This window comes from Bacillus sp. N6 (assembly GCF_052805735.1).
Window position 1 is genome coordinate 2,302,296 of the sequence record NZ_CM127843.1, and the last position, 12,401, is coordinate 2,314,696.

Here is a 12,401-nt window from a genome sequence, read left to right on the forward strand (position 1 = left end):
ATATATCTCCTTTCATAACAATTATACGATATGAAAGGAGATTTAACAAAATATTCATATTAGATATAACATGGGATGAAAAACGAATAAAGTCCGGCTAGAAAACTAGAGGACACCAATTCATTAAAGCAGCAATTAAAGCTGTTTTAGGAATAGGTGTCCTTTTTATTTTGAAAAGGGAGATGGGGAAATGAAGGTGTTAAAGGATCAGCTACGTGAATGGAAAAAGCAATCGAATCAAGCAAAGAAGAAAAACAAGAAAAAGCGAAAAGAAAAATTAAGTACTCGTGACATTGAAGATTTAATGGGAATTCGTGGGCCACGCTATGAGCGTAGACGTGGAGCACTAAGACAAAAGTAAAAATAATTAAGGAGGAACTCAAAATGAGAGAACAGTTGTTTTTTAATATGCCAGTTGTAGATACAAAGAAAACAAAGAAAGCGGTAGAAGAAGTACTGGGGAGTTATCGTGAGTATTTGAATACATTGCCAAGTAATTTAATGCCGAAAGTAACGACAATGTTTTCAGAGGTTCCTCCGTCATTTACAAATCAGTTTCATAGTTCTACTGAAGATATTGCTATTGAACGAATTGAATTAGAGCAGCAAAGAAAAGAATACATGGATTGGATACATCAAGCTGTGAATACGCTAAAACCTGATGAAAGATATATTATTTTTAAAAGTTATATGGAAGAAGAAATTGAATCAGACTTAAATATTTGGCTTGAATTAGGCGTAGGAAAAACAAAGTATTATAAGTTAAAAGGTTCAGCGTTACTACGTTTAGCGTTTAATCTAAAAGTGGAAGTATACAAGAAGAAAACAAAATGTAAGGAGGGGGTGAAGAATGTATGAATCTTGTTCAGCCTATTAGAGACAGGGAAGCAATTCAGGAAATGAAGGAGTTTTTCAAGGAGCAGAATGAAAGAAACTACATTCTGTTCCTTCTTGGTATTAATACAGGATTACGCATATCGGATATATTACGTCTTCGTATTCGTGATGTGGAGGGTTGGAGTATCTTTATTCGTGAAAAGAAAACAAAGAAGGTAAAGGAAGTGAAGATGCCTCCAGAATTAAAGAAGGCAATACGTGAGTATGCGAAGGGGCGACCGAAAAATGAATTTCTTATTAAGAGTAGGAATGGTAAGAATAAGCCAATCACTCGATCTATGGCCTACGTCATATTAAACCAAGCAGCAAAAGAGTTTGGTTTAGAACGTATTGGAACGCATTCTCTCCGAAAAACGTATGGATACCATCACTATAAGCAGTTTAAAGATGTAGCAGTGTTACAACAAATGCTCAACCATACAGATCAAAAAGAAACACTAAGATACATTGGGATAGAACAAGATACGCTAAATGATTATCAAAAGAAATTTAAAATCTAGAGACCTATATTTTTTAGGTCTTTTTTGAATTAGCTACAAAAGAAAAGTGTCAAATTCATTTTGAAGAATTAAAACAAAGCCTTGTTACTCTAGGGAAAAACGGAATAGGCCAATTCAACACTCTATGGTTTATAGTGAATTCATTTTTAATGATTATTAATATTAAATGATAAAAAACATGTAGAAAATATAGCATTTTTTTAATCTATTTAAAGGTGGTAAAATTAAAAATGTAATTTGGTGTAATGAAAGAAGAAACTGAAATAGAATGCCGGAGGGGATAGCTTGAACGATAAACCTAATAAATCAAGTAGTGCAGATGAAACTTTGATGGCAGTACATCGATTAGAAATACCGAAGCAAATGAGTGAGACACTCGCAACATTGAATCGATTAGAAATACCGAAGCAAATGAGTGAAACACTCGCAACATTGAATCGATTAGAAATACCAAAGCAAATGAGTGAAACACTTGCAACATTGAATCGATTAGAAATACCGAAGCAAATGAGTGAAACACTCGCAACATTGAATCGATTAGAAATACCGAAGCAAATGAGTGAAACACTCGCAACATTGAATCGATTAGAAATACCGAAGCAAATGAGTGAAACACTCGCAACATTGAATCGATTAGAAATACCGAAGCAAATGAATGAAACATTCGCAACATTGAATCGATTAGAAATACCGAAGTTTATGAGTAAAACGCTCGCATCAATACAATCTTTAAATTTGGAATCAATACGAAAAATTGAAATGATGAACGACAGCCTGGTGAGATCAATTTATGAAATGGATGGGAGGGAGTCAAACCTATATTATGAAGAATTGAATCGGACAATTGAACAAGCCAATCTGCGTGAAGTATTAATAGAAGAAGAAGTTCTTAATGTCATATCAGATAGTAAGTTGAAGAGTCTATGTTATAAGCTAACAATGGGACTTATTATTATTTTGATGTCGAGTACTCTTTTGGAGGAAGATATCGAGAAAGTAATGACATATTTAGGTTTTATCCTAACGACGATAGGGACTTGGAAAGCTTTTCAACCAGTTCCGGTTCAAAAGGTAGAACACCATCATTATCATCACCATTATCATTATGATGAATGAGATATTTAAATGTTTAATTGCTTGATAGAATGAACAAATCGCGGACGATTCGCGAACTATTTACGGACTATTTTTGTTTTTTAACATGTTATATTTGTATTGTGAGAAGTGGCGGAAAACACAACTCATAAAGATTCCTTTATAATCTATATGTTGTCTAAACGGTTTCATAATGAAGGCACATAAAATCCGAAACCAGCAGATGGTAACGATTGAATGATACCTTTATTAAGGAGAGCTTTTGCTCTTCTTCCAGTTACTTAATATTGTTGATGCATATCAGCGGTTCATTATTAGGTGATTGGAATAAGGATAAAAATTCACGTACCGGAATTAATGTACAAAGTAATAACCTATTTCAAAGCATCCATACGGGTGCTTTTTATTTTTGAGGAGGATTCACAAAATGGCTAATAACAAATTAATTATTGAAGTAACTGCTGATACAACTGAAGCATTAGAAGGCATTAAGGAAGTAACAGAAGCTGCAAATGAATGCGCGGAAGCGTTAGAGAAATTAGAAAAGGTTATGGGGAAATTCACAAATAAGAATGATGTGATTAAAATAGATGTTCCTGTTCTTATAAACGGAAGGAAAATAGCTGAAGGTATTACGAGAATTACGGAAACAGAAAGGGAAATAGCTTCAAAATCATGTTAAGGAAATGTAGGGGGAGATAGCTAATGAAACTAAATAAACAAGAACAAGCGGTTGCAATTGGTACATTTATTTCAATGCTAGGACAAGACCTTGTAAATGAACACATCGATAAAAAGAAATTAGAAAGTGTACTTCCTATCTTTAATGAAATGCAAGATAATACAACACCAAAGCAAAAGAGAGAAGCTATGATTAGTTTGCTTGGTAAAGCGGTGGATGAATTCTTGGTAAAGTAGCCATAAAAAAAGGAAAAGAAACTCGCTTTGGGGTGCGAATCACTTTTCCTGATGGCAATGTTAATTTCATTATAACAACACGTATTTATTTGTAAATATATAACAGAATATTCTTTTAAATGAGGTGAGGTAGATGTGTGAGCATAAGTACCAAATACTAGATAGCGAGACTAATTCTTTCTACTCGGATGCTAATCGTTATGGTATAGATGTATCGGCTACTTTCTACTGTGAGAAATGCCTTGATATTCAACACCGAGAGAAGCGGATTGATACAGGCACGATCGAGGTAAAGGATAGTGAATGAATATAACACCAAGAAACAACGAAAGTTCTACGATAAATACAAACGGGATAAAGAAGCGAAGAAGTTCTATGATAGCACAGCGTGGCGAAGGTGTAGAGAGTTAGTATTGATACGAGACAGCTACCGTTGTCAAGAGTGTATGAAGCATGATCCATTGATACCAGTACCTGCTGATATGGTCCATCATATCAAAGAAAGAAGTGAATATCCTGAACTTGCATTAACATTAGATAACTTAATTAGTTTATGTAATTCATGTCACAACAAAGAACATCCTGAAAAGGGTGGAGGGAAAAAGAAAAATAAAAGAAAGATTCAGTTCGTAAAAGTAAAAGCGAACAAAGAATTTATATAGCCCCCCTCCTTTTATTGTTCAGAGCCGTTTTCTCCCAGACCGGATGCCCCCTTCGTGGGTAGCGCAAGTGATTTTTCTAAAGGGGGGTAAAGCCTGAAAATAAGAGCCTTTTATTTCTGAATTGGTACTTTTTATCCATAAAATGTAAGTGAGGTGATATCGTGGATAAAGGATTGATTGAGAGGAAACCGCCTACGCATTTAAAAAAGGTAGGAAAAGATACTTGGATTCGTATTTGGTCTGTTTTAGAAGTTGAAGGAAAGGCTGATATCAATGATCCTATTGTAGTTGAAGCGATTGCCTTCAGTTATCAAATGTTTAGAGAGATGGCAGCTAATGTTAAAAAAGAAGGTCTAACGATGGAGTATACAAATAAAGCTGGTGCTACAAATCTGACTAAGCACACTTTGATACCAGAGATACCTAAGTATTTACAACAGATTCGACAATATTTAGGGGAGCTAGGGTTGACTGGGGCAAGCCGAAAAAAGCTTCAGGAAGAGCTAACTGGAGATTCTGATGATGATTACGACAACTTCTAAGCCTTCTGAAATAGCTAAGTGGTATAAAAATTGGCGAAATGAGCAGATACAGCATTTTAATATTTTGGTAGATCCATCTCCTGAACTAAGAACAACTTGGTATGCAGAACAAGTTGTGAAAGGAAACATAATAGCTAGTAAGAAAAATGTCTTGTCTTGTCAACGTCATCTAAACGATTTGAGGAGACAGGGGACTGAGGAGTTCCCTTGGGTTTTTGATGAAGAAAAAGCGCATCGACCTATACGATATATCGAAAAGTTTTGTCGTCCATCAAAAGGTGATTATAAAAGGTTGGTTCTTCAACCGTGGCAACACTTTGTAATAGGTTCTTTGTATGGATGGATTCATAAAGATACAGGTTATAGGCGCTTTCGTGAGGGCCTTATTTTTATTGGACGTAAAAATGGAAAAACTACAATGATTTCTGGTTTATCTAATTATGCTGTTGCTAAAGATAATGAACCAGGTGCTCGTGTTTATGTTTTAGCAAATACAAAACAACAAGCTGGGGAGTTATTTGATGAAAGTCGTGCAATGGTTCAAAAATCACCCCTTCTTCGGAAACATTTACGCGAAAATCAGAAAGGTATTTTCCATGATAAAACGCATTCTAAAATTGAACCTCGTGCATCAGATAGTAAGAAACTAGACGGATTAAATACACATCTTGGTATTTTTGATGAAATACATGAATTCAAAAACTTTAAGTTAATTAATGTTATAAAAAAATCACGTGGTGCACGTAAACAACCAATGATTGTTTATATCACTACGGCAGGATATCAGCTTGAAGGACCACTTGTTCAATATTATGAAATTGCAACTGATGTTTTGGAAGGAGTTATCGACCAAGATAGAAAGTTTTATTTCATGGCCGAAATGGATAGTGTGGATGAAATTGAGAATCCTGAACTATGGATTAAAGCAAATCCTAATATGGGAGTTTCGCTAGATCTTCCATCGCTTATTGATGACTGGAATACAGACAAGCATACAGATGCGGAAAAGAATGACTGGATTACAAAACAATTTAACATCTTTGTTGATAATGATGAAATGTCCTTTGTAGGTATTGAGATATTAAAAAGAAATGAAGAAGTTATTGATATAAAGGCATTAGCTGGTAAAGAATGTGTTGCAGGTTATGATTTATCCGCAACAGAAGATTTTACAAGCGCTTGTTTAGAGTTCCCTTTAGAGGATGGAAATGTTTTTGTGCTATCTCATAGTTGGGTTCCGCAGGCTAAAGTTGATCGTGATAACGAGAATATTAGTTTCAAAGAATTTAAAGACAAAGGTTGGCTCACTATTATCCCTGGTGAGTATGTGAAATATGAGTATGTGTATGATTGGTTTGTCGAGCAATCTGAACAATATTTTATAAAGAAAATCACTTATGATCCAGCCAATGCTTACCGTTTAAATGAAGATTTGAAAGCATATGGATTTAAAACCGAACCAGTTCGACAAGGGCATTTAACTTTAAGCCCAGCATTAAAGGATGTAAAAGAATTGTTGTTGGATGGAAAAATAATCAGTAATAAAAACCGTCTTTTTCGTTGGTATATGAACAATGTAAAGCTTGTGGAAGACAGAAACGGGAACTTTTTACCATCTAAACAGAGTAAATATCGAAAGATTGATGGCTTTGCAGCGTTTTTAAACGCTCATACGGAAGTAATCCCTATGTTATCTCAATTACAAGGTGATGGAAATATTGAATTTATATCAGTTAACGATCTTTTTAAATAGAAAGGCGGTGAGAAATTGAAACTGATTAATCGTGTTAAGGGAGCAATCAAAGGAGCTTCATTGGGATGGAAAGGTGCTGGATATGACTTCACTTCATGGTTTGGAAGGAAGTTTTGGGGTATTGATAATGCGAAGTTAGCTACAAATGAGACGATTTTTAGTGTGATTAGCAGATTATCAAATACGGTAGCATCTTTACCATTAAAGCTTTATAAGGATTATGACACGGTTTTTAACCAAGTGTCTGATGTTGTGATGAATGAACCTAATCCAAACATGACCGGATTTGAATGGATAAATAAAATTGAAGTTTCAAGAAATGAGACTGGAAATGGATATGCAGCTATTATCCGTGACATTCGATTTCAAGTGGAATCATTAATCCCTATTGAATCTGCTTATGTAACGCCCTTTTTAAACACGGATGATAATAATTTATGGTATGAGGTACGTGGTATTGAAGGCACGTATTACATCCACAATATGAATATGTTTCATGTCAAACACATCACAGGTATTTCAAGGTGGAAAGGTATTTGCCCAATTGATGTTTTGCGAAATACTCTTGAATATGATAAGGCAGTACAAGAATTTAGTTTGTCAGAAATGCAAAAGAGGGATAGCTTCATTTTGGATTATGACGCGAACGTGGATAGTGATAAGAGACAAAGAATTATTGATGATTTTAGACGTTTTTACAAAGAAAATGGCGGTATTTTATTTAGAGAACCAGGTGTAAATATAGAAGAAATGCAGCGGAAATACTTCGCTTCAGATACGTTAGCATCAGAACGAATTACTCGTTCACGGGTTGCTAACGTTTTTAATGTTCCAGTTACATTTTTAAATGACACGGAAGGACAAAGTTATAGCAGTAATGAACAGCTGATGATTCAGTTTGTTCAAATGACTTTAACTCCTATTGTTCGTCAGTATGAGCAAGAAATGAATCGTAAGTTGCTGAATAAAAAAGAACGGCAAGAAGGCCATTACTTTAAATTTAACCTTGGAGGGCTGTTAAGAGGTGATACAGCTTCAAGAACAGCTTATTATCAAGCCGCAATTAGGAGTGGATGGTTATCACAAGATGATGTTCGTCAAAAAGAAGATGAACCGCCTGTGGGTGGTAATGCTTCAAAACTTTGGGTAAGTGGTGATTTATATCCAATTGATATGGACCCAACTCAACGGAAGGGGGTGAAAAACGGTGGCAAAGAACAAACAGAATAAGTTTTTTCAAATGAAAGCATCCGCCAATGGTAAAACGGCCGATGTTTTTATTTATGGAGAAATTACAAAGTATGCATGGGAAGAGTATGGAGAAGTATCTTCTATTACGTTCAAAAATGAACTTGATGAATTAGGTGATGGTATTGAAACGATTAACCTTTATATCAATAGTCCAGGTGGATCTGTTTTTGAAACGATGGCTATTATCGCCATGTTACAAAGACATCCGGCAAAGGTTATCTCTTATATTGATGGAATAGGAGCTTCGTGTGCATCAGTATTACCGATGATTTCAGACAAAATCATTATGTATGCTAATTCAATGATGATGATTCACAATGCATGGACATACGCGTCAGGGAATGCCAATCAGCTACGTAAAGCAGCGGATGACATTGAACGTATTAACCAATCTATGGTGCAACACTATCTAACTCGTGCTGGTGAAAAGTTAGAAGAAGATACATTAAAACAATTACTAGATGCAGAGACATGGTTATCAGCTGAAGAAGCAATGGGGTATGGACTTTGTGATGAAATTATCTCAGCAAATAATGCAGCAGCATGTCTAGATGAAAAGTGGATGAAGGAATACAAAAATATTCCACAGCAACTAGTTAATGCACAAGCTAACATACCATCAAACGAAATGTTAGAACGACAAAGAATTGCCGAAGAAGCGAAAGCTAATGCGGACTATATAAACACAATTTTAGGGGGAATTCATTCATGAAAATGAAAAATAAATTTCGATTATCTATTGGTAACTTTCAATACTTTTCAAAAAATACATTATTTGAATTAAAACAAAATTTATCTACTATTGGTCAGCAACTCCAAAAAGTAGAGAATGAACTTTCTCAGAAGGCGATTGATCCATCCGCAACTATGGAAAGTCTTCAAGTGTTACAACAATCCAAGAAGGACCTTCAAATGCGTTTCAATGTAATTAAAGAACAACATGACACGATGGAAGCTGAACAAAAAGCACAATTTCAAACTCAAACTGGTTTGCAATCTATCGAAGATCCAAAACAAAAGGTAATTGCAGCGAAAGCAGAATTAGTTCGCGCAACAATTCGCGGTGGTACTTTATCACAAGAAGCACGAGCGGCTCTTGGTGATAAGAACTCAACAGGTGGAGAAAAAATTCTTCCAAGCACAATGACGAATGAATTATTGCATGAACCATTCGTTAAAAATCCATTAAGGGAAGTATCTACATTTACAAGTGTAACGAATCTTGAAATCCCTAAAGTTACATTTACATTAGATGATGATGATTTTATTGCTGATACAGAAACAGCAAAGGAATTAAAAGCGGAAGGTGATGTTGTAACCTTCGGACGCAATAAATTCAAGGTGTTTGTACCTATTTCAGAAACTGTTTTAGCGGCAACAGATACAAACTTGGTGCAAACTGTAGATCAGGCGTTAGAAAGTGGTTTAGCAGCAAAAGAGAAGAAAGTGGCATTCGCTACAACGCCTAAATCTGGGGAAGAGTCTATGTCATTCTATAAAGCTGGCATTAAAGCTGTTAAAGGTGCAACTTTATATAAAGCTATTAAGTCAGCAGTTGCAGATTTACATGAAGATTTCCGTGCAAATGCAACTATTAAAATGCGCTATGCAGATTATCTAGACATAATTGAAACGCTTGCTAATGGTAGTGCTACCTTATATAATGCTCAACCAGAACAAGTTTTAGGAAAACCAGTTAAGTTCTGTGATTCAGCAGTGAATCCTATTGTGGGTGATTTCAGGTATTCCCACTTCAACTATGATCCAAATATGATTTATGATCGCGATAAAGATGTGAAAACAGGTATTGAATTATTTGTGTTAACAGCTTGGTTTGACCATAAAATCAAACTGAAATCTGCATTCCGTATTGCAGAAGTACAGACTACACCCTAATCCACCCCAAATTCCAACAGGATTAAAAGTTGATTCTACAACAGTAACAACGGCCAACATTAGTTGGTCTCCTGTTGTGTATGATGGGGGCATTAGAGAATATCAAATATTACGTAATGGCAAACAAGTAGGAACGTCAGTAGCAACAACTTATAAAGATATAGGATTAACAGGTGATACAACATATTCTTATCAGGTGAAAGCTGTTGGGAATAACGGATTAAGTTCAACGTTAAGCGTTGAATTATCAGCGAAAACAAATGCTTCAGGATCGTAGGTGATAGCATGCTGGAGCTTATAAAAGGAAAATTAAAAATTGATGGGAATGAAGAGGATGCAATTATCCAACTTCTAATCGATGGAGCAAAAGAAGCCTTACTAGGTTCTGGTGTTCCTGAAAGTGAAAAGGCCCTTTACAAAATAGCGGTAATTACACATGTTTTATTAAACTATGAGAATCAAGATAAATCATTAAATGTCCCTGCGTTAAAACAGTCATTAGAAACTACCATATTACAATTAAGGGACTATAATAACGGTGATAATCATGAATCCAAGTAAATTAAATAAAAGAATAACAATTCAACAGGAAATTGCAAATGAAAAAGATGAAGAAGGGAATCCAATTCCACCAGAATGGAAAGATGTTGTCACTGTTTGGGCAAGAGCAAAAACACCATTTGGAAAGGGATTTAACTATGAAATATTCGCTGGAAATACTGAAAATGCGGTACGAACAGTGAATTTTTTTATGCGATTTCGTAGGGGAATTGATTCGAAAATGCGAGTCTTATATGATGACCGACTCTTTGAAATAAAAGCTGTTGTAGATGTTGATGAACAACATCAAGAGACATGCTTGGTGTGCGAGGAGCGATCTATATGGCAGAAGTAACAACCTTTGGAATACAAGAAGCAATTCATCGTTTTGAAGCTTTAGGAAGAAGTGTAAAAACAATTGAAAACTCAGCATTAAAGAAAGGTGCTGAGGTAGTAAAGGATGCTTTAGAGGTAGAAAGCCCAGTAAGTGCACATCCAAAGGCACCTTCACCCACAGAATCATGGAGAACAGGTAAACATGCAAAGGACGAGGTGCTTGTCGGAAAAATAAAAACTCGAAATGGAGTCAAATCAATTAGTGTGGGGTGGGAAAGAGATGATAATTCCCCACACTTTTATATGAAATTCCAAAACTGGGGAACAAGTAAAATGCCACATCCACCACATAAAGGCTTTATTGAGAAGACAGTAACTCACACGGAAGTAAAGGCTGTTCATGAGATGCGAAATGTCTTTGCAGCGGCATTGCATATCGTATGAGATTCTTAGAAAGAGATGTGTTACGTGCACTTACAACGCCTTTAATTGTAGAAAAAATTGGTGGAGAATATATCTACAATATGATTCGTGGTGACGATAACGGAAAAACATGGATTACTTATTCTGAGTTAGATAATAGTGCTAGCAGATACGCGGAGGGTACGGAATCTACTAGCACTATTTTATTTCAAGTAGATATCTGGTCGTTTAGCCCCGTTAAGGGTGATCTAAAAGAAGCAGTAAATACTTCTATGAAAAATATAGGATTTCAGCGTATTACAACAGCAAATTTATATGAACCAGATACGAAAATCTATCATTATGGTATGAGGTTTCGTACAGAATTAAAAAGTTAAGGAGGAAGATATATGATTATTGATTTTAGAGATTTACATTATGCGATTTTAACAGAGAAAGAAGATGAAACGTTTACTTATGGTGCAATTAAAAGAATTGGTAAAACAGTAAGTGGTAAAGCAGATACTAAATCTGAGTCAGCGACTTTCTTTGCAGAGGGTGGGCCAAGTGCAACGGCATCTGCATTTGGTGGTACAGAAATTGAATTAGAAGTAGATAAACTACCTTTAGCAGTTTACGCAGAATTATTAGGTAAAAAAGTTGTTAAAGGACAAGTTGTCGATAATGTTAACGATATTGCTCCATATGTAGCGTTATTATACCGTCTACCATATCTCAGTGGTAAAAATTTATATGTATGTTATTACAAAATGAAATTTGAAATTCCAAGTGATGAACATAAAACAGCGGAGGATAAACCGAATTTCCAATCAGCTAAAATCAAAGGAAAAGCGATTCAACGTTCTGATGGGAATTGGAGAAATCGCTTGGACGAAGAAGACCCAGAACATGATAAAACAGTCGCAGCAAACTGGTTTAAAACAGTTCCGGCACCACCAACACAAACAACGCCATCACTTAGCAAATAAAATTATAAAAAGGGCGCGGTATAATGCTGTGCCCTTTATTTATGAAGGGAGATTCAATTATGCAAGAAAATCAAAAGACAGAATCGTTTAAATTGGTTTTAAATCTACCCACTGGTAAAAAAACTTTCTTTTTACCAACATATATTTCGTCTACTGACGGATTTGAAGCAGCTGAATGGACTGAGAAATTAAATGTTGAAAATGTTCGTTTTGATGTACTAAAAGAAGCTACTCATTTTGTTGTTAAAGTGTTTGGAAATCGATTTACAGTGGAAGAGTTTCTTGAGGGAGTACACATTTGGTTTTTAACATCAACTATCTATGCAATTTGTCTAGCGATTGTGGGTCGTATCGCTGAGGCTGTGGCTGTTATTAACGCTATTGATTCTAAGACGAATTCAACAAAAAAAAAGAGAACGAGGAACAAAAGGAACCGTTTAAACCCACAGAAATGATGCTCGGTATATATAGCATGTTACAAGATTCTGGTATATCCCAAGCGGATATTAATCAGATGGATTTAGTGCTTTTCTTTAAAACGCTAGCTTATAAGAAAAAACAAGAAGATAGAAAAGTAGTCCGAACAGCAGATCAAGCACCAGCTTGGTTATAAAGGTAGG

Annotated in this window: 20 protein-coding genes; all 20 read left to right on the forward strand. The window is 35.4% G+C overall.

The window, feature by feature from the left end; all coding sequences use genetic code 11:
• Positions 1–190: 190 nt before the first annotated feature.
• Positions 191–361 carry a hypothetical protein gene (locus tag ACUXVC_RS11885; protein WP_046945208.1) on the forward strand — a complete coding sequence of 57 codons (171 nt, stop codon included), beginning with the start codon at positions 191–193 and terminating at the stop codon, positions 359–361.
• Between the two features lie 23 nt (positions 362–384).
• The gene (locus tag ACUXVC_RS11890) at positions 385–858 is read left to right on the forward strand and encodes an ArpU family phage packaging/lysis transcriptional regulator (protein ID WP_377901578.1); all 474 of its coding nucleotides are present in this window, start codon (positions 385–387) and stop codon (positions 856–858) included.
• Entirely contained in the window at positions 855–1,397 is a 543-nt protein-coding gene (locus ACUXVC_RS11895) for a tyrosine-type recombinase/integrase (RefSeq protein WP_001055140.1), read from the forward strand. The genes ACUXVC_RS11890 and ACUXVC_RS11895 overlap by 4 nt, the downstream gene beginning before the upstream one ends.
• A gap of 285 nt (positions 1,398–1,682) precedes the next feature.
• On the forward strand, positions 1,683–2,513 hold the full coding sequence (locus tag ACUXVC_RS11900) for a hypothetical protein (protein ID WP_446026073.1): 831 nt from the start codon (positions 1,683–1,685) through the stop codon (positions 2,511–2,513).
• A 406-nt stretch (positions 2,514–2,919) separates the two neighbouring features.
• A complete protein-coding gene (locus ACUXVC_RS11905) occupies positions 2,920–3,174 on the forward strand; it encodes a hypothetical protein (RefSeq protein WP_000002722.1) in 255 nt (84 codons plus the stop codon).
• 23 nt (positions 3,175–3,197) lie between these two features.
• Positions 3,198–3,410, forward strand: coding sequence for a hypothetical protein (locus tag ACUXVC_RS11910; RefSeq protein WP_000773600.1), 213 nt, complete (start codon positions 3,198–3,200; stop codon positions 3,408–3,410).
• A 299-nt stretch (positions 3,411–3,709) separates the two neighbouring features.
• Positions 3,710–4,072 (forward strand): HNH endonuclease, encoded by a 363-nt coding sequence (locus ACUXVC_RS11915; RefSeq protein WP_377901581.1) that lies wholly within the window; start codon positions 3,710–3,712, stop codon positions 4,070–4,072.
• A gap of 161 nt (positions 4,073–4,233) precedes the next feature.
• Positions 4,234–4,614 carry a phage terminase small subunit P27 family gene (locus tag ACUXVC_RS11920; protein WP_000357492.1) on the forward strand — a complete coding sequence of 127 codons (381 nt, stop codon included), beginning with the start codon at positions 4,234–4,236 and terminating at the stop codon, positions 4,612–4,614.
• On the forward strand, positions 4,595–6,367 hold the full coding sequence (locus ACUXVC_RS11925; protein ID WP_216115448.1) for a terminase large subunit: 1,773 nt from the start codon (positions 4,595–4,597) through the stop codon (positions 6,365–6,367). The genes ACUXVC_RS11920 and ACUXVC_RS11925 overlap by 20 nt, the downstream gene beginning before the upstream one ends.
• 15 nt (positions 6,368–6,382) lie before the next feature.
• A complete protein-coding gene (locus ACUXVC_RS11930) occupies positions 6,383–7,597 on the forward strand; it encodes a phage portal protein (RefSeq protein ID WP_446026074.1) in 1,215 nt (404 codons plus the stop codon).
• Positions 7,575–8,330: a head maturation protease, ClpP-related gene (locus ACUXVC_RS11935; RefSeq protein ID WP_001107322.1), complete on the forward strand. Its 756-nt coding sequence runs from the start codon at positions 7,575–7,577 to the stop codon at positions 8,328–8,330. Before ACUXVC_RS11930 ends, ACUXVC_RS11935 begins: the two co-directional genes overlap by 23 nt.
• Positions 8,327–9,514 (forward strand): phage major capsid protein, encoded by a 1,188-nt coding sequence (locus ACUXVC_RS11940; RefSeq protein ID WP_000782634.1) that lies wholly within the window; start codon positions 8,327–8,329, stop codon positions 9,512–9,514. Before ACUXVC_RS11935 ends, ACUXVC_RS11940 begins: the two co-directional genes overlap by 4 nt.
• 10 nt (positions 9,515–9,524) lie before the next feature.
• Positions 9,525–9,791: a fibronectin type III domain-containing protein gene (locus ACUXVC_RS11945; RefSeq protein ID WP_446026153.1), complete on the forward strand. Its 267-nt coding sequence runs from the start codon at positions 9,525–9,527 to the stop codon at positions 9,789–9,791.
• 8 nt (positions 9,792–9,799) lie between these two features.
• Complete coding sequence (locus ACUXVC_RS11950; RefSeq protein WP_446026075.1) at positions 9,800–10,075, forward strand: head-tail connector protein; 276 nt, start codon at positions 9,800–9,802, stop codon at positions 10,073–10,075.
• Positions 10,062–10,409, forward strand: a complete 348-nt coding sequence (locus ACUXVC_RS11955; RefSeq protein WP_446026076.1) for a phage head closure protein — start codon at positions 10,062–10,064, stop codon at positions 10,407–10,409. The genes ACUXVC_RS11950 and ACUXVC_RS11955 overlap by 14 nt, the downstream gene beginning before the upstream one ends.
• Positions 10,397–10,834 carry an HK97-gp10 family putative phage morphogenesis protein gene (locus tag ACUXVC_RS11960; RefSeq protein ID WP_446026077.1) on the forward strand — a complete coding sequence of 146 codons (438 nt, stop codon included), beginning with the start codon at positions 10,397–10,399 and terminating at the stop codon, positions 10,832–10,834. Before ACUXVC_RS11955 ends, ACUXVC_RS11960 begins: the two co-directional genes overlap by 13 nt.
• Positions 10,831–11,190 (forward strand): structural protein, encoded by a 360-nt coding sequence (locus tag ACUXVC_RS11965; RefSeq protein ID WP_446026078.1) that lies wholly within the window; start codon positions 10,831–10,833, stop codon positions 11,188–11,190. The genes ACUXVC_RS11960 and ACUXVC_RS11965 overlap by 4 nt, the downstream gene beginning before the upstream one ends.
• Before the next feature lie 12 nt (positions 11,191–11,202).
• On the forward strand, positions 11,203–11,781 hold the full coding sequence (locus ACUXVC_RS11970; protein WP_446026079.1) for a major tail protein: 579 nt from the start codon (positions 11,203–11,205) through the stop codon (positions 11,779–11,781).
• Positions 11,782–11,840: 59 nt separating this feature from the next.
• Positions 11,841–12,236 carry a phage tail assembly chaperone G gene (gene gpG, locus ACUXVC_RS11975; RefSeq protein WP_446026080.1) on the forward strand — a complete coding sequence of 132 codons (396 nt, stop codon included), beginning with the start codon at positions 11,841–11,843 and terminating at the stop codon, positions 12,234–12,236.
• Between the two features lie 17 nt (positions 12,237–12,253).
• The gene (locus tag ACUXVC_RS11980; protein ID WP_078404646.1) at positions 12,254–12,394 is read left to right on the forward strand and encodes a LysR family transcriptional regulator; all 141 of its coding nucleotides are present in this window, start codon (positions 12,254–12,256) and stop codon (positions 12,392–12,394) included.
• The last annotated feature ends 7 nt before the right edge of the window (positions 12,395–12,401 follow it).